At 64.5% G+C, this 17198-nt stretch carries 17 protein-coding genes; 12 read left to right on the top strand and 5 right to left on the bottom strand.

Annotation, left to right across the window (positions count from 1 at the left end):
- Nucleotides 1–50 precede the first annotated feature (50 nt).
- A complete protein-coding gene (locus tag D618_RS0110010) occupies nucleotides 51–1664 on the bottom strand; it encodes a leucyl aminopeptidase (RefSeq protein ID WP_017671378.1) in 1614 nt (537 codons plus the stop codon).
- A gap of 135 nt (nucleotides 1665–1799) precedes the next feature.
- On the opposite strand from D618_RS0110010, the gene D618_RS0110005 reads away from it, so the two are divergent.
- Entirely contained in the window at nucleotides 1800–2288 is a 489-nt protein-coding gene (locus D618_RS0110005) for a TspO/MBR family protein (protein WP_017671377.1), read from the top strand.
- 78 nt (nucleotides 2289–2366) lie between these two features.
- The gene (locus D618_RS0110000) at nucleotides 2367–3680 is read left to right on the top strand and encodes an NAD(P)/FAD-dependent oxidoreductase (RefSeq protein WP_017671376.1); all 1314 of its coding nucleotides are present in this window, start codon (nucleotides 2367–2369) and stop codon (nucleotides 3678–3680) included.
- Between the two features lie 16 nt (nucleotides 3681–3696).
- Here D618_RS0110000 and D618_RS0109995 read toward each other — a convergent pair whose 3' ends face one another.
- Nucleotides 3697–4950 (bottom strand): dihydroorotase, encoded by a 1254-nt coding sequence (locus D618_RS0109995; RefSeq protein ID WP_017671375.1) that lies wholly within the window; start codon nucleotides 4948–4950, stop codon nucleotides 3697–3699.
- Nucleotides 4947–5891, bottom strand: coding sequence for an aspartate carbamoyltransferase catalytic subunit (locus tag D618_RS0109990; protein WP_017671374.1), 945 nt, complete (start codon nucleotides 5889–5891; stop codon nucleotides 4947–4949). The genes D618_RS0109995 and D618_RS0109990 overlap by 4 nt, the downstream gene beginning before the upstream one ends.
- A 201-nt stretch (nucleotides 5892–6092) precedes the next feature.
- On the opposite strand from D618_RS0109990, the gene D618_RS0109985 reads away from it, so the two are divergent.
- Genes D618_RS0109985 through D618_RS0109940 form a run of 10 tightly spaced genes read left to right on the top strand, consistent with a single transcriptional unit; the run spans nucleotide 6093 to nucleotide 14701 of the window.
- Nucleotides 6093–7010: an SMP-30/gluconolactonase/LRE family protein gene (locus D618_RS0109985; protein ID WP_017671373.1), complete on the top strand. Its 918-nt coding sequence runs from the start codon at nucleotides 6093–6095 to the stop codon at nucleotides 7008–7010.
- A 58-nt stretch (nucleotides 7011–7068) separates the two neighbouring features.
- The gene (locus tag D618_RS0109980) at nucleotides 7069–8172 is read left to right on the top strand and encodes a DUF2855 family protein (protein WP_238550638.1); all 1104 of its coding nucleotides are present in this window, start codon (nucleotides 7069–7071) and stop codon (nucleotides 8170–8172) included.
- Complete coding sequence (locus D618_RS0109975; protein WP_017671371.1) at nucleotides 8169–8825, top strand: HAD-IA family hydrolase; 657 nt, start codon at nucleotides 8169–8171, stop codon at nucleotides 8823–8825. The genes D618_RS0109980 and D618_RS0109975 overlap by 4 nt, the downstream gene beginning before the upstream one ends.
- Nucleotides 8826–8840: 15 nt before the next feature.
- The gene (locus D618_RS0109970) at nucleotides 8841–9803 is read left to right on the top strand and encodes a metal-dependent hydrolase (RefSeq protein ID WP_017671370.1); all 963 of its coding nucleotides are present in this window, start codon (nucleotides 8841–8843) and stop codon (nucleotides 9801–9803) included.
- On the top strand, nucleotides 9800–11194 hold the full coding sequence (locus D618_RS0109965; RefSeq protein WP_017671369.1) for a deoxyribodipyrimidine photo-lyase: 1395 nt from the start codon (nucleotides 9800–9802) through the stop codon (nucleotides 11192–11194). Before D618_RS0109970 ends, D618_RS0109965 begins: the two co-directional genes overlap by 4 nt.
- Before the next feature lie 14 nt (nucleotides 11195–11208).
- Nucleotides 11209–12399, top strand: a complete 1191-nt coding sequence (locus D618_RS0109960; RefSeq protein WP_238550637.1) for a serine hydrolase domain-containing protein — start codon at nucleotides 11209–11211, stop codon at nucleotides 12397–12399.
- A gap of 10 nt (nucleotides 12400–12409) precedes the next feature.
- The gene (locus D618_RS0109955; protein ID WP_017671367.1) at nucleotides 12410–12931 is read left to right on the top strand and encodes a prolyl-tRNA synthetase associated domain-containing protein; all 522 of its coding nucleotides are present in this window, start codon (nucleotides 12410–12412) and stop codon (nucleotides 12929–12931) included.
- A 39-nt stretch (nucleotides 12932–12970) separates the two neighbouring features.
- Complete coding sequence (gene moaA / locus D618_RS0109950; RefSeq protein WP_017671366.1) at nucleotides 12971–13981, top strand: GTP 3',8-cyclase MoaA; 1011 nt, start codon at nucleotides 12971–12973, stop codon at nucleotides 13979–13981.
- 8 nt (nucleotides 13982–13989) lie between these two features.
- Complete coding sequence (locus D618_RS0109945) at nucleotides 13990–14238, top strand: MoaD/ThiS family protein (protein ID WP_017671365.1); 249 nt, start codon at nucleotides 13990–13992, stop codon at nucleotides 14236–14238.
- 1 nt (nucleotide 14239) lies between these two features.
- Nucleotides 14240–14701 carry a molybdenum cofactor biosynthesis protein MoaE gene (locus D618_RS0109940; RefSeq protein WP_017671364.1) on the top strand — a complete coding sequence of 154 codons (462 nt, stop codon included), beginning with the start codon at nucleotides 14240–14242 and terminating at the stop codon, nucleotides 14699–14701.
- Between the two features lie 63 nt (nucleotides 14702–14764).
- Here D618_RS0109940 and D618_RS0109935 read toward each other — a convergent pair whose 3' ends face one another.
- Entirely contained in the window at nucleotides 14765–15547 is a 783-nt protein-coding gene (locus D618_RS0109935) for a SapC family protein (RefSeq protein ID WP_017671363.1), read from the bottom strand.
- A 101-nt stretch (nucleotides 15548–15648) separates the two neighbouring features.
- A complete protein-coding gene (locus D618_RS0109930) occupies nucleotides 15649–17085 on the bottom strand; it encodes an FAD-binding oxidoreductase (protein WP_017671362.1) in 1437 nt (478 codons plus the stop codon).
- Between the last annotated feature and the right edge of the window lie 113 nt (nucleotides 17086–17198).

Here is a 17198-nt window from a genome sequence, read left to right as displayed (position 1 = left end):
CCGCCCCGCTCTTCGGCTTTCGCCAGAGAGCGGGGCGGCGTTGAAAGCGGTTACTCCCCGGCCACCTTGGGCACGGGCTGGAAATCGCGGACGAAGCGTTCAAGCAGGCGCACGCCATAGCCGGTGGAGCCTGCGGGCTTGAGGTCGCTAGCGCCACCCCAGGCCATCCCTGCGATATCGATGTGCGCCCATGGCGTTTCGGGCTTCACGAATGCACCGATGAAATGCGCGCCCGCGCCCGCCCCGGCACCGCTGACACCCGAGTTCTTGATGTCCGCGATTGTCGACTTTGTATCCTCGGCATAGCTGGGATGCAGCGGCATCCGCCACAGCGCGTCACCGCTGGTATCGCCCGCCTTCAATAGCTGCTTGGCGAGCGGATCATGGCGACTGAACAGCCCGGCATAATCATCCCCCAGCGCGGTCATGATCGATCCGGTGAGCGTTGCGACATCGACGATCGCTGCCGGATTGAGCTTGGCATCGGCATAGGCGACCGCATCGGCAAGGACGAGGCGGCCCTCGGCGTCGGTGGAGATGATCTCGATCGTCTTGCCGTTCATCGCCTGCAGCACGTCTGCCGGTCGCGCTGCATCACCATCGGGCATGTTCTCGGACAAGGCGGCGATGGCCACCACATCGACCGGCGCGCGCGACTTCGACAGGGCAAGCACCGCGCCGACGACGCTGGCCGCCCCCGACATGTCGAACTTCATGTCGCCCATGCCGCTGCCGTTCTTCAGCGAGATGCCGCCGCTATCGAAGGTGATGCCCTTGCCTGCGAGGACAACCGGGCCGGAGGACGGCGCGCCGCGTCCGGTGTAGCGCACGATCAGCATCCGCGGCGGGCGCGCTGATCCCCGGCCGGAGCCGAGGATCGAGCCCATACCCAGTTTTTCCATCGCAGGCACATCGAGCGCCTCGATGGTGACGCCCTGCACGCCTGCGAACGCAGCGCGCGTGCGTTCGACAAAGCTTTCGGGATAGATGACGTTGGCGGGCTCGTTGGAAAGGTCGCGGGCAAAGGCCATCGCGTCGACCAGCGGACGCCCGCGTTCCTCATACAGCGCACGGACTGCATCGGGCGAACCATTGACCATCGTGGTGCCGGCCATCGTGCCCGCTTCGCGCGCCTTGGCCTGATAGAGGTCGGAGCGATATTCACCGATGCCCATGCCGGTCGCGAGTTCGGCCGCCGCTTCGGCAGGAAGCCCGTCTGCCAGCACGACGAGCGGACCCTTGTCCTTCATCAGCGCCCGTCCCGCGGCGACACCCAGCTTCTGCACCGCTGCGGGGCTGAGATCCTTCCCGGTCGCCAGAACGTGAATTCGGTCCCAGCTGCCGATGCCGCGCAGGCTGAGCGTGGCCGTGCCGGTGTAATCGAACTCGGCAGACGCAAGCGCGCGGGCGATGGCGGCGCGCTCGGTTTCGCTCAGCGCGCTGGCGCGACTGGCCAGATCGCCCTCGCTGCCCAGCAGAAGAACGAGCGTCCCCGCTGCGGCGGGCATGGTGGAGGCAAAGCCGACGGCACGGAACTGCGCCTTGGCCGCCTTTACCGTCAACGAAGGTTCCACCGCCTCGCGCGCCTGCGCCAGGGCGAGCCCCGGTGACAGCATGGCGATGGCGGCAAGGCTGCTGGCAAGCAACAGGCGAGTGGTGCGCATGGTGGGAACCCCTTTTTTGCAGATCGTAACTATGGCAACCATATCAGCAGCTTGGAGGCGACGCGGCAAGCCCGGATGGCCGCTGATTTAACATGTGGCATTGCCATTGCTGGCCCAGCCCCCCATTGTCAGTTCATGTTCAGCCCCCCCGTCATCGCCGCGATCGCCTGGGCCGTCATTCTGGGCGGGGCAGGTGGCCTGCTCACCGAGATTGGCAGCTGGTACAAGAACCTCAAGAAGCCGTCGTGGCAGCCGCCCGACTGGCTGTTCGGTCCGGCCTGGACGATCATTCTGGGCGCAGCCGCCTGGGCGCTGGTGCTGGCCTGGAACGGTGCGACAGCCGATGCTGATCGCGGCATCATCATTGCGCTGTACGCCGCCAATTTCGTCTTCCACCTGCTGTGGTCGCCGCTGTTCTTCAAATGGCACCGCCCCGATTGGGCGCAGGTGGAGGTGATGTTCCTGTGGTCCTCGGTGTTTGCCATGTGCATCTGGCTGCGGCCTTACTCGGTGCTCGCAAGCTGGCTGATCGTGCCTTATCTGGTCTGGGTCAGCTTTGCTGCGATCCTCAACGCCAAGATCGTTCAGCTCAACCGTCCGTTCGGCAAGGCATCGTCCTCCTGATTTGAGGCAAAACGGCCAAAGGGCTTTGCCTTTGGATAAAGTGTGTTAACTTTGCTTGACACTTTTCTAGGGGGTAACGTGACCGATCAGAAGACGCAGATCGTGGTTGTCGGCGGCGGAGCGGGCGGGCTTGAGCTGGTTCGCCGGCTGGGCAGCAAATATGGCCGCGACAAGCACGATATCATCCTGGTCGACCGCAACCTGACGCATATCTGGAAGCCGCTGCTGCATGAGGTCGCCGCCGGATCGCTCGACGCCAATCTCGACGAGGTCGGCTATGGCGGCCACGCCGTGCGCTGGGGCTATCGCTTTTTCAACGGCGCGCTCGAGAGCATCGACCGGGCGACCAAGCACATCACCACCGCGCCGCTGATCGACGATCAGGGCCGCGAGGTGATCGGGCGGCACCAGATCCGCTATGATTATCTGGTTCTGGCCTTCGGCGGTGTATCGAACGATTTCGGCACACCGGGCGTGCGCGAGCATGCGCAGTTTCTGGAACACCGTGCGCAGGCCGACAGTTTCCGTCAGCGCCTGCTCAACGCCTGCCTGCGCGCCAACCATGAGCATAATACCGGCAACCCCGATGCCAGCGTGCGCATCTGCATCATCGGCGGCGGCGCGACCGGGGTGGAGCTGTCTGCCGAGCTCTACAACGCGGCCAAGGCGCTGCGGAACTACGGGCTCGAAGTGTTCGACGAATCCAAGCTGGAAGTGACTCTGGTCGAGGCAGGCCCGCGCATCCTGCCGCAGATCGATGCCGAACTGGCCGCCGTCGCGCGGCATGAGCTTGAGCAGCTGGGCGTCAGCGTGCGCGAGAACACCCAGGTCGTCAGCGTGGCCGAACACGCCGTCGAAACCAAGCAGGGCGAGGTCATTCCCGCCGACCTCATCGTCTGGGCCGCGGGGGTCAAAGGCTCTGACGGGGTTACCGAGATGAGCGATCTCGAGCTCAACCGACTGAGCCAGTTTGTCGTCAGGCCCACGCTGCAGACGTCGCTGGATGACCATATTTTTGCGCTGGGCGATTGCGCCTCGTGCATCCTGCCGGGGCAGGAACGGCCTATCCCGCCGCGCGCCCAGTCAGCGCATCAGATGGCCAGCCACATCTTCGACAATCTGTGCCGGGTGCAGGCAGGCAAGCCGATGAAGGACTTCGTCTACAAGGACCATGGGTCGCTGGTCTCGCTCAGCCGTTTTTCGACGGTGGGCAGCCTGATGGGCAACCTCGTCGGCGGGCGCATGGCGGTGGAAGGACGGCTGGCGCGCTGGGCGTACCAGTCGCTCTACCGGATGCACCTGATTGCCATTCACGGCTGGGTGCGTGGCATTTCGCTGATCGTCATCGGCCATGTGAACCAGATCGTCCGGCCCAAGCTCAAGCTGCACTGATACCGACGGGCGGCGGTCAGCCCTTGATCTGATCGACCAGCCGTCCGCCCTTGAACAGCGCCAGGCACCGTCCCTGCACCGGGAGCCGGTCGAACGGGGTGTTGCCTGCGCTGGCCGCCATCTTGCCCGAGTCCACCTGCCAGGGCCGGTCGGGATCGATCAGCACGATGTCCGCCTCATAGCCCGCCCGCAATGCGCCGGCCTGCACGCCGAGCAGGCGGGCGGGGTTGGCGGCGATCAGGTCGAACAGCCGTTCGGTGGAAATCAGGCCATCGCGCACCAGGCCCAATGACAGGGGCAGCAGCGTCTCTGCGCCCGCCATGCCGGGCGCGGCATCGGCAAACGGCAGTCGCTTGTCTTCTGGCCCGCGCGGATCGTGACCCGAAGCGATAATATCGATGGTGCCGTCTGCCACCGCATCCAGCGCCGCCTGACGGTCGTCTTCGGATCGGAGCGGCGGCGAGAGCCGCGCGAAGGTGCGAAAGCCGCCCAGCGCGACATCGGACAGGAACAGGTGCGCCGGCGTGATCCCGGCGGTGATCGTCAGCCCCTCAGCCTTTGCGGCGCGGATCAGTGCAAGGCCAGCACGGGTCGTGACCTGGCGGAAGTGAACGCGCGCGCGCGTCATCCGGACCAACGCCAGGTCGCGAGCGATCGCAATGCTCTCGGCTTCTGCCGGCGCCTGCGGCAGGCCCAGCCGCGTCGCCATCTCGCCTGCGGTTGCCACCGCGTTGCCCGACAGGCCATGGTCCTGGCTGTGGACGATCAGTGGAAGGTCGAGCATCGCGCAATATTGCATCAGCCGGTGCATCACGCCGGTATCGGTGATCCAGCGGCGACCGGTGGCGACTGCGCGCGCGCCGGCCTCCTGCATCAAGGCAATCTCGGCCATTTCGGTGCCCGCAAGATCGCGAGTAGCAGCGGCGAGCGGGTGAACCCAGAAGTCCGGCTTGCCCGAATAGGCGGCAAAGCGGACACGCGTCGGATGATCGAGCGGAGGGTTCTGATCGGGCATCAGGGCCGCCCGGCTGATCCCGCCGAAATGAAAGGCGGGCCGATCAATCGCGAATACGCCCAGGTCGACGAGGCCCGGCGCAATGACCGCGCCCCTGGCATCATGGACCCGGTCGTCCGCGCCCGGCGTGACCGAGCCGATCTCGGCGATGCGATCACCCAGAATGCGGATGCCGCCAGGAACGGGTTCGGGTTCGCCCGGCAGCACCAGTCTGCCGTTGACGATGCTCAGCGGAGTTGCGGGAACCTTGCTCATGACCAGCCCTCCACGCCGCGCCGTCTGCGGGTCAGCACATCGAGGCACGCCATCCGCATTGCCACGCCCATTTCGACCTGATCGGTGATTGCGGAGCGCTCGGCATTGTCGGCGATATGGCTGTCGATTTCGACGCCCCGGTTCATCGGGCCGGGGTGCATCACCAGCGCGTCCGGCTGCGCGAGCGCCAGCTTGGTATCGGTCAGCCCATAAAGGTGGCGGAACTCGCGCGGCGAGGGAATGAACTGCCCCTGCATCCGCTCGTTCTGAAGGCGCAGCATCATCACGACATCCGCGCCGTCGAGCGCCTCTGCAAAGCTGCGGCATGGGGTGCCACCCATCGATTCGACCGCAGGCGGCATCAGCGCGGGCGGACCTGCGACGCGGACATCGGCACCCAGCGTGGACAGGCAGATCATGTTCGACCGCGCCACCCGGCTATGCAGGATATCGCCGCAGATGGCGACCCGCAGCCCGGCGATCCGCCCCTTGCGCCGCCGGATCGTCAAAGCATCGAGCAAAGCCTGGGTGGGGTGCTCGTGCGTGCCGTCGCCGGCGTTCAAGACCGGGCAGCCCACCTTGTCTGCGATCAGTTGCACCGCGCCTGAGCTGCCGTGGCGGATGACGATGGCATCGGCGCGCATGGAGTTGAGCGTCACCGCCGTGTCGATCAGCGTCTCGCCCTTTTTGACGCTCGACTGCGCCGCGTGCATGTTCACGACATCGGCACCCAGGCGCTTGCCTGCGATCTCGAACGACAGCAACGTGCGCGTCGAGTTCTCGAAAAAGGCGTTGATCAGCGTGAGCCCCGCAAGCCGGTCATCGTGCTTGCTCGGCTGGCGGTTCAGGTCGACCCATTGTTCGGCCTCGTCGAGCAGGAACTCGATCTCCCACGGCTGCAAACCGGCGATGCCCAGCAGATGCCGGTGCGGAAAGGCCATGCCGCCCGGCGGATAGTCGCTTGCGGGACGGCGGTGAGGGGGCGTTGCGGACAATGTCATTAAAGGCGAGCGTCTAGGAGCGAATCGGCTTTGGCTCAAGCCACGTTTTCATCTGGCCTGCCTGCCGTTTGCAGGCTGGACAGTCGCGGCGACACTCGCAATGATGCCGACTAACAAGAATGTCAGCGAGAGGGATTCTGGATGGACGTGGTAACCGACGGTTTGCGCTTTCCCGAGGGGCCGGTGGCGATGCCCGATGGCAGCGTGGTTCTGGTCGAAATCGAACGCGGATGCGTTACGCGCGTGTTGCCCGATGGCTCGCAGCAGGTCGTGGCGGAACTGGGCGGCGGCCCCAACGGCGCTGCGGTCGGTCCCGATGGCAAGCTGTACGTCTGCAACAATGGCGGCTTTCATTATGTTGAGCGCGCAGGCCTGCTGATCCCGCACGGCGAGCCCGATGATTATTCCGGCGGGCGCATCGAACGCGTCGACCTGGAGACTGGCGCTGTCGAGACGCTTTACAAGAGCGGCGACTTTGGCTGCATTTTGCGCGGACCCAATGATATCGTGTTCGATAACGCCGGCGGCTTCTGGTTCACCGACCATGGCAAGACCCGTCGGCGCGAGCGGGATGTGACCGGGGTGTTCTACGCCAGGGCAGACGGCTCGCTGCTCAAGGAAGTCATCTTCCCGATGGAAAACCCCAACGGCATCGGCCTCTCCCCCGACGGCAAGAGGCTTTATGTCGCAGAAACGTACACCTGCAAACTGTGGGCGTACGATATCGAGAGCCCCGGCGAGATCGCCTTCAGCCAGGGGCTACTGGGGCCGGGCGGCACGTTCCTCTACAGCCCTTCGGGCTACACCTTCTTCGATTCGCTGGCGGTGGATGGGGCAGGCAATGTCTGCGTGGCCACCATCGGGCAGAGCGGCATTTCGGTCGTGTCGCCTCAAGGCGAACTGGTCGAATTCGTCGCCACCGATGATCCCTTTACCACCAACATCTGTTTCGGTGGGCCGGATCTGACAACGGCGTACATCACGCTGTCGGGGACCGGGCGGCTGGTGAAGATGGACTGGCCGCGCGGCGGAGCGAAGCTGAACTATCTGAACACCTGAGGGTCGCAACCCTGCATTCCAAGGGGCGGCAGGTACCTGTCTGATGAGGAATAACCACGTGACCAAACAACGCTGGGCCATTGATATCGACCGCGATGCCATCGCGAATGCGCAGATCGTCGATGTGCCGGAAACCGAACTGGCCGAAGGCGCGATTGAAGTGGCCATCGACCTGTATGCGATGACTGCCAACAACGTCACCTATGCCGTGTTCGGCAAGCCCTTGGGTTTGTTCGGCAATGACCAGGGCTATTGGGATTTCTTTGCCGAGCGCGATGCGCCGGGCCGTCTGCCGGTCTGGGGGTTTGCCACCGTCAGCCGCAGCGCGCACGAGGGGGTGCCGGTGGGGACGCAGCTGTATGGCTATTACCCGATGGCGAGCCACGCGGTACTGCATCCGGGCCGGGTCAGTGCGCACGGCTTCACCGACACGACCCCGCGCCGCGCGACACTGCCGATCATCTACAACCAGTATCAGCGAGTCGATGCTTTGGGCGATTATCGCGCGCCCGATCATGACTATTGGCCGGTGTTCCGCCCGCTGTTCCTGACCGGCTGGCTGATCGCCGATCAGCTGGAGGATGATGGCGATTATGCTGCGCAGCAAATCCTGATCGCCAGCGCGTCGAGCAAGACGGCAATCGGCCTTGCGCATGCGTTGCAGCAACGCGAAACACGCCCGCAGATCATCGGTCTCACCAGTGCTGGCAACGCCGCCTATGTCGAGCAGCTGGGGCTGTACGACAAGGTGGTGACCTATGACGCGGTCGGCGCGATCGACGCGAGCGTCGCCAGCGCGATGGTCGACATGGCGGGCAACCCGCAGGTCGCCGCCAGCGTGCACAACCATTTTGGCGATGCGCTCAAGGCCTCGATCGTCGTTGGCAAATCGCATTGGGATGCCAATGACGACAGCGGGCCGATGGCAGGTCCGCCGCGGGCGATGTTCTTCGCGCCGGGTCGCAGCGAAAAGCGGATTGGTGAATGGGGGCCTGACGGTTTCCGCCAGAAGCTGGAAGCGGCCTGGCTGGGCTTTGCCGATCTCGCGCCAAGGCTGCTGGGCATCGAAAAACGTGAAGGAGCACAAGCCGCGCTGGCCGCCTATCAGGAAACCGTCGCGGGCAAGGCCGATGCAAAGACAGGGCTGGTCATCGCTCCATGAGCTTTTCGGCGGTGATTTTCGATTTCGGCGGGGTGATCACCTCGTCGCCGTTCGAGGCGTTCAACCGGCTCGAGGCCGAGCGGGGCTGGCCGCGCGACTGCATCCGGCAGATCAATGCTGCCAACCCTGATACCAACGCCTGGGCACGGTTCGAGCGGGCAGAGATCGATGCTGCCGCGTTCGACAGCGCGTTCGCCGAAGAGGCCGGCGCGCTGGGGCTGAACATCAGCGGAAGCGACGTCATCTCCTGCCTGGCGGGCGATGTCCGACCGCGCATGGTCGCCGCGCTCGATGCACTCAAGGCGGCGGGTTTCACGATTGGCTGCATCACCAATAACGTGCGCGCCGGCAAGGGTTCGGCGATGGTGTTCGACGATGCGCGCGTTGGCGAGATCGCCGCGATCATGGCACGCTTCGATCATGTCATCGAAAGCAGCAAGGCCGGCGTGCGCAAGCCCGATCCGCGCATCTACGCGATGATGTGCGAGGTGCTTAATGTCGCGCCTTCGGCGTGCATCTATCTCGACGATCTGGGCGTGAACTGCAAACCTGCCGCCGCCATGGGTATGGCGGCGATCAAGGTGACAAGCGAGGCTCAGGCTCTGACCGATCTGCGCGCGCTGCTGGGCTACGCCGACGATTGGCCGAGTTGAGGCAAGACTGAACCCATGGACAATTTCACCCATAGCCTCGCCGGATGGGCGCTCGGCCGTGCAGGTCTCAAGCGGATGACCGGCCTCGCCGTGCCGACGCTGATCATCGGCGCGAACCTGCCCGATATCGATGCGGTGCTCAGCGTGCTGGGCACGCAGTCGCTCGCGCTGCGGCGCGGGCTGACGCACGGGCCGATCGCGCTGCTGATCCTGCCGATCCTGCTCACGGCGGCAATGATCGCCTATGAACGCTGGCAGGTGCGACGCAGGAAACGTCCGCGTGACCGGCTGCCGGTGCGTCCGGCGCCACTGCTGTTTCTCGCCTATGTCGGCACGCTGTCGCACCCCGCGCTCGATTACATGAACAACTACGGCATCCGGCTACTCGAACCATTTTCGCCGCGCTGGTTCTACGGCGACACGCTGTTCATCGTCGATGCGGTGCTGTGGACGATCCTGCCGCTGGGCATCTGGGCCTCGCGGCGCAGGGAGGCGGCGGGCAGGGCGGGCTGGGAGCGTCCGGCACAGGCAGCATTGGTTCTGGCATTGGTCTATATCGGGGGCAACTTCGCCTTTTCCGTCAAGGCCGAGCGGGACACCGCCATCGCCGTTCGCGCGCAGCGGGGCATCACGCCTGATCTGGTGATTGCCAACGCGGTGCCGGTGCGCTTCTGGCATCGCGATATGCTGTGGCGCGGCGACAGCCTGATCGGGCGCGGCAGCGTGAATGCGCTGGGCGGGATGGCCCCGGCGCTTGCTGCGGGAGCCGAGGCGACCAACATGGCGAGCCCATGGATCGCGCGCGCCAAGGCACAAAGTTTGGATGCGCAGGCCTTTTTGTTCTGGGCGCGGATGCCATATGCACGGCTGAGCGACATTCCGGGGGGCAAGAGGGTGACATTGCGCGATGCGCGGTTCGACAGTTCGCCCATCGCCGACCGGTTTACCGTGATCGTCGATGTGAAGGATCCTGAATGACCCGCCCCGTTATCGTCTGGCTGCGCCGCGACTTGCGGCTGGCCGACCAGCCTGCCTTTGCTGCCGCCGTGCAGGCAGGGCCGGTGATCTCGGTCTTCGTACTGGATGACGAAACGCCCAAGCATCGCAGGATGGGCGGAGCATCGCGCTGGTGGCTGCATCACAGCCTCGCATCCCTGGCTGCTGATCTCGAAAAGTTCGGCTCGAAGCTGATCCTCAGGCGCGGTGTGGCGCCAGATGTGATCGCCGAGTTGGCACGTGAAACCGGCGCCAGCGCGGTCCACTGCCTGCGCCATTATGAGCCATGGTGGCGCAATGCGGAAAAGGCGCTGAAGGCGGCGCTGCCCGATGATTGCACGCTGGAGCGGCACGATGGGAATTATCTGATGCCGCCCGGATCGGTCACGACCGGCAGTGGCCAGCCGTACAAGATCTACACCCCGTTCTGGCGCGCGCTAGCGCAGCACATGCCGCCAGCCAAGCCGCTCCCCGCGCCGGAACGCCTCGATGCGCCCGATGCCTGGCCGCACAGCGATCCGCTGTCAGATTGGGCGCTGCTTCCCACAAAGCCCGATTGGGCGACGGGCTTTGGCGAGGAATGGACGCCCGGAGAGGCAGGGGCTGCTGTCAGGCTGGAGGCGTTCGATCGCTGCGCCCGGCTGTACGAGGAACAGCGCAACCTGCCCTCGGTCGAAGGCACGTCACGGCTGTCACCGCACCTGCACTTCGGCGAGATTTCCCCTGCCACCGTCTGGCATGCGACGATGGATGCCGGTGGTTCGGTCGAGACGTTCCTGAAGGAGCTGGTCTGGCGCGATTATGCGCAGAACGTGATCGCGCAGTTCCCCGATTACGGCAAAGCCAATGCCCGCGAGGGTTTCGATGCCTTCCCCTGGCGTGACCCGTCCGACCCCGAGGTCGCACGCGATCTGGCCGCCTGGCAGCAGGGGCGTACCGGCTATCCTCTGGTCGATGCCGGGATGCGCCAGCTCTGGGCGACCGGATGGATGCACAACCGGGTACGGATGGTCGCGGCCTCGTTCCTCATCAAGCATCTGCTGATCGACTGGCGCGTGGGCGAGACATGGTTCTGGGATACGCTGGTCGATGCCGATTACGGGTCGAACGCCACCAACTGGCAGTGGACATCGGGCACCGGGGTGGATTCGAACATGTTCGTGCGCATCATGGCGCCGCTCACCCAGTCGGACAAGTTCGACGCGGCGGGCTATATCCGGCATTGGGTGCCCGAACTCGCGGGACTTTCCGACACTGCGATTCACGACCCCGAAGCGGCGGGCAAGTACGTGAAGGGCTATCCGAAGAAAGTCATCGGGCATAAGGAAGCACGAGAGCGGGCGCTGGCCGCGCACGCGAAAACAAAAGCGTAAGAGGAGACAGGGTAATGCGGGTCTGGACAACATTTGCGGCGGCGTGCGCGCTTGCCATCGGCAGCGGCGGGATGGTTGCAGCCAAGGAAGCGGATGCACAGGCGGTCAAGGCGATCACCCAGATGAGCCCGGCGGAGCTGGAGAAGGTTCGCACGGCGGGTGCGCAGATCCTGTTCTGGTCGGATGCGCAGCGCACCGCCAATTTCCGCGCGATGGAAGCACAGTTCCCCGGAACCTCGGCCAAGGCCGGCACTCCGCGTGCACTGGCCAAGGGCGAGCCGCTGGCGGTCAGTGATGCCGATATCGATGCCTTCATGGCCGCGCAGAACGTGGCCGGGCTGATGGTGATCCAGGACGGCAAGGTGCGGCTGGAACGCTATGGCCTGGGCCTGAAGCCCGAAGACCGCTGGACCAGCTTCTCGGTCGCCAAGTCGTTCACCTCGACCCTGGTCGGAGCGGCCGTGAAGGACGGTTTCATTGCGTCGATCGACGATCCGGTAACCAAGTACGTTCCCGAACTGAAGGGCAGCGGCTATGACGGGGTCAGCGTCAAGCAGATCCTCACCATGACCTCGGGCGTCAAGTGGAACGAGGATTATACCGACCCCAACAGCGATGTCGTGAAGATGCTCTCGGTGCCGGTCGGACCGGGCGAAGACCCCAATACGGCCTATCTCAAGACCCTGCCGCGCGAAGCGGAACCGGGTAGCAAATGGGTGTACAAGACCGGCGAGACCAACCTGATCGGTGTCATCGTCCAGCGCGCCACCGGCAAGACCTTGAGCGCCTATGCCGAAGAGAAGATCGTCAAGCCTGCGGGCTTTGAAGGCGACCTTTTCTGGATGGTCGATTCTGCCGGCCAGAATGTCGGCGGCTGCTGCCTGTCGATCCGGCTGGCCGACTATGCCCGCATGGGGCTGTTCGCGCTGGAAGGCGGCAAGGGGCAGGTGCCCGAGGGCTGGTTTGCCGATGCCGGCAAGGAACAGGCCTCGGTTGGCCTGCCGGGCTTTGGCTATGGCTATCAGTGGTGGACCTATCCGGGCGGTGCCTGGGGCGGCCAGGGGATATTCGGTCAGGCAATCCTGATCGTGCCGCAGAAGAACCTTGTGGTCGCCGTGGTCAGCAACTGGCCCAAGGCGAGCGGGGCAGACCTGCGCGTGCCGCAGCTGCAGTTCTTCCAGAAGCTGGCGATGGCGGCGGATTGAAGGACCCTGAATGACCGATGATACCCGCCTTCATGCCGAGCTGGTCGCCGCCAGTATCCGCTTCGATCAGGTCGAGCATGAGGCGGTGTTCACCGTGCTGGAAAGTGGTGCGCTGGAACGTGCGGTTCCCGGCGCCCACACCAAGAACCTGTTTCTCAAGGACGCCAGTGGCCAGTTCTATCTCGTGACCGTGCTGGCCGAAAAGCAGGTCGACCTGGGCGCGCTGCGCCATATGGTCGGCGCAGGCCGCTTCAGCTTCGGGTCGGCCGACGAGATGGTGGCGCTGTTGGGGATCACCCCCGGCTCTGTGACGCCGCTTGCCGCTTTCAACGACAAGGCAGGCAGGGTGCAGCTGGTGCTGGACGAGGTGCTGGCAGCGCAGCCGCGCGTCAATGTGCACCCGTTGCGCAATACCGCGACCCTGGGGCTGTCAGGGCTGGATCTGGTGCGGCTATTGGTGCGCTGGCGCCATGCACCGCTGATCGTGCCGATACCGTCGAAAATGCCCACCTCGTCGCAATCCCAAAATTGAGGGTGGGCGCTGCATGCCCCTTGCTGTAGCCCTAACCGTATGACCCAGCTTGCCGCCCGCCCGCTGATCGACGGTTTTTCGCGTCAGATCACCTATGTCCGGCTTTCGGTGACGGACCGGTGCGACCTGCGCTGTTCGTACTGCATGCCTGAACGGATGCAGTTTCTGCCCAAGGCGGAGGTGCTGAGCCTGGAAGAACTGCACCGGCTGGCGCTGGCTTTTATCGAGCGCGGCGTCCGCAAGATCAGGCTGACGGGCGGGGAGCCTCTGGTGCGGCGCGACCTCATCACATTGGTCCAGCGCTTGGGGCGCGAGATCGGCAACGGACTCGACGAACTGACCCTGACCACCAACGGGACCCAGCTGGCGCAGCATGCCACGGCGCTGGCTGACGCGGGGGTTCGGCGGATCAACGTTTCGCTCGACACCCTGCAGCCCGACCTGTTTGCAAAGCTGACGCGGCGCGATGCCCTGGCGCAGGTGCTCGACGGGATCGACGCTGCCGATCGCGCAGGGCTCAAGATCAAGCTCAACGCCGTCGCACTCAAGGAGCTGAACGAGAATGAACTGCCCTCGCTCATCGCCTGGGCGCATGGCCGTGGGCATGATGTCACGCTGATCGAGGTCATGCCGCTGGGTGAGGTGGAGGAAGACCGGTTCGACCATTATCTGCCGCTGACGCAGGTGCGCGATGCGCTGGAGGCTCGCTGGACGCTGACCGAGAGCCACCACAAGACCGGAGGCCCGGCGCGCTATGTCGATGTCGAGGAGACCGGGGGGCGGCTGGGGTTCATCACGCCACTGACCAACAATTTCTGCGCGGGCTGCAACCGGGTGCGTGTTACCGCGACCGGACAGATCTACATGTGCCTGGGCCAGAACGACCGGGTTGACCTGCGCGCCGCGATGCGCGGCGACGACAGCGATGTGGCGCTCGATGCCGCGCTCAATCGAGCGATCCGCGCCAAGCCCGAGCGGCATGATTTCCGCATCGACGCCCCCGGCGGCGCGCCGGCGCTGCCGCGCCACATGTCGATGACCGGAGGCTGAGCGCGGATATGACACAGCTGCTGTTCTTCGGTCGCCTGGGCGATCTGGCAGGCGGGGTCGAGCGCACCATGACGCTGTCGCAGCCGCATGCCATTGCCGACATTATCGGTCTGCTGGATGCGAGCGACCGGCTTCTGGGCAGCGCGCTGGGCGAGCCGCGGGTGCGCTATGCGATCAACGGCGCGATCGTCGATGCCGATGCGCTGGTGGAAGATGAGGACGAGCTGGCGTTCCTGCCCCCGGTCAGCGGCGGCTGACATGCGGCGCACCATCCGTATTTCAACAGACCCATTCGACCCCGAAGCCGAGATTGCGGCATTCCGCCATGCACTGCAGAACGCGGGCGGGATGGTCAGCTTCACGGGGCTGGTGCGGCCTTCAGGCCATGATGGTGCTGTCAGCGCATTGAGCCTGCAGCATTATCCCGGAATGACCGAGCGCGGCATTGACGAAATGCTGGACGATGTCGCCAGTCGCTGGCCGTTGGAGGCCGCGTTGGTGATCCACCGAGTCGGCGAGATGCAGCCGCACGAGGCGATCGTGCTGGTCGTTACCGCGAGCGAACACCGCCGCGCAGCATTTGAAGCTGCGGACCTGCTGATGGATTATCTGAAGAGCCGTGCGCTGTTCTGGAAGAGCGAGACCGGCGCGCAGGGCAAGGTCTGGATCGAGCCACGTGAAGAGGATTATGCCGACGCTGCGCGCTGGGACGATCGATAAATCGGGACCGACCCCCGTCATGGCCGCACCGGGGCGTGGCCATGACGGATTTCTATCGATCAATCAGTTGATTGCAGCCTGCGTGGGAAGGTTGGGAACCTTGCCGTCAGCGGCCTGCTGCGCGAACAGGTCACGCATGACCTGCAGCGAGAACAGGTGCGCGTGGATCAGCGGCAGAGCGCCGTTCTGGTTCAGCTTGCGCAGTTCGTCACCGCGCAGTTCGCGCAGCTTTTCTTCGCTCACCATCTGGAAGCCCTGATAGACGAACGGCTGGGCGAGCGTGGGATGCTCGATCTTCAGTTCGCCTTCCATCAGCAGGTCGTGCTTCTTCAGCTCTTCCATGAAGAAGGCGGTACCCTGCACGGCGCGCTCGAAATCTTCGCAGAACTGGAGGATGTTCTTGGTCACTTCGGTGGGCTGGTCGCCGTCGAACAGCGCATCGCCTTCCTCGAACTCGCCCAGCGCCTCGCAGGTCGGGTCGAAGCACAGCGAAAGCTCCTGCGAGTCCGGACGCAGGCGTGCCAGCATGAACGGGTAACGGCGCACGTATGCAGGCACATAGGCAGGCTTGCGATACTTGCCATCGTCATCGAGGAAAACGTTGACGCCTTCGTTCATGCCCATCAGCGCGAGCGGAACAGGATCGCTGCCGGCGGAGAAGATGATCGGATAATGACGCTGTGCCTGGGTAAATTCCTCGGCGGTCAGCGGGATCGCATGCTGGTTCTTGAGGAAGTGTGCTCCATCCATGGTCCGCGAACGAAACTTGCCGTGATCCTTGGAGTTGAGCGGTACCAGATCGTTGAAAAGGACCGGCAAATTGGTTGCTTGCGGCGCACTGGCCATGAAATGTTCTCCGCTGACGTTGATTTTATCGGTAAAACCGGAACTCGCGCCTTAAGTTGCCCGCAGGCCCGGCGCAAGAGGGACGAACGCCTCAGGCACGATCATATCGCGATGAGCTTGCCGGGATTCATGATGCCTTTCGGGTCCAGAGCCTGCTTGATCGCCTTGAGCGCCATCAGCCGTGCAGGCTCGCTCAACCGTTCAAGTTCGTCGCGCTTCATCTGACCAATGCCATGCTCGGCGGAAATCGATCCGCCTGCGGCCACTACCAGATCATGGACCATGGCGCTGATCTGCTTGCCCGAGAGGTCTGGCCAGCTGACCTTGTCTGCCCCCTTGGGGGCTGCGACATGGAAGTGGACATTGCCATCGCCCAGATGGCCAAAGGCTGCAACTTCGACTCCGTCAAAGCGCGCCTCCACCTCGCGGCCAGCCTCGATGATGAACCGTGGCATATCGGCAACGGGAACTGAAATATCGTGCTGAACCGCCGGACCAGCGGCGCGCTCTGCCTCGGAAATCGAATCGCGCAGCTTCCAGAATGCTTCGGCCTGGGCTTCGCTGTTCGATATCGCCGCATCTAGGATCAACCCGCGCTCGAACGCCTCTGCCATCACGGTCTCGGCCAGCTGTTCGGGTGGCTGGGTAGACGCATCGTCGCGGGTGAATTCGATCAGCACATGCCAGGGATGGTCGCGCGACAAAGGCGCGCGGGTGCCAGGGATGTGGTGCAGCACGTTGGTCAGGCAGCGGTGCGGGACGATCTCGAACCCCTCCATCTCGTGACCGGCGCGCGTTTCCAGCATCAGCAACAGTTCGCGGGCCGCGATGGGCGATTCCACGCCGGCCCACACCACGGCGCGATCGATCAGCCCGGGCACCAGCCTGAGCGTGGCGGCGGTCACGATGCCCAAAGTGCCCTCGGCACCAATCAGCAGATGCTTGAGATCATAGCCGCGGTTGTCCTTCTTGAGCGTCGCCAGGCCGTTGTACACCGAACCATCGGGCATGACCGCCTCCACTCCCTCGACCAGCGCACGCATCGCGCCATGGCGCAGCACCTGTGTGCCGCCTGCATTGGTCGACACCAGCCCGCCCACCGTTGCCGAGCCCTTGCCGCCCAAGGTCAGCGGAAAGCGAAGGCCCTTTGCGGCGACTGCCTCGTGCAGAGTCTGCAGCACCACGCCAGCGTCGGCAACGACGGTGCGCGCGGCTGTGTCAATCGACCGGATGGCGTTCATCCTGCGGGTGCTGAGCAACAGCGCTGTGCCCTGCGTGTCCGGTGTGGCGCCGCCCACCATGCCGCTGTTGCCGCCCTGCGGAACGATCGGCGTGCCGGTTTCGCCCGCAAGCCTGACGATGGCGGCCAGTTCCGAAGCATCGGCAGGCGATACCATCGCCAGTGCAGCACCGTGGTAGCGTCCGCGCCAATCCGTCAGCCAAGGGGCAATCGTGTCGCCATCGGTTGTCACGCCCTTGGGGCCGACCAGGGCCAGCAGGCGGTCGATCAGGGTGGAGCGGGTCAGTGTCTCGATCATGGCCGTGTCATACACGCAGCCCGTCGCTCCGACAATTCGTCGCGCGCGCCCCGTATGGGTGACAAATATGTCACGAAGCGAAGCAAAACGCGGCTTGCCTGCGCGAGGATGCT

The organism is Blastomonas sp. AAP53, from assembly GCF_000331245.1.
Lineage (GTDB): Bacteria > Pseudomonadota > Alphaproteobacteria > Sphingomonadales > Sphingomonadaceae > Blastomonas.
Note: the sequence above shows the minus strand (reverse complement) of the source record. Positions and strands in the feature narration are given on the sequence as shown.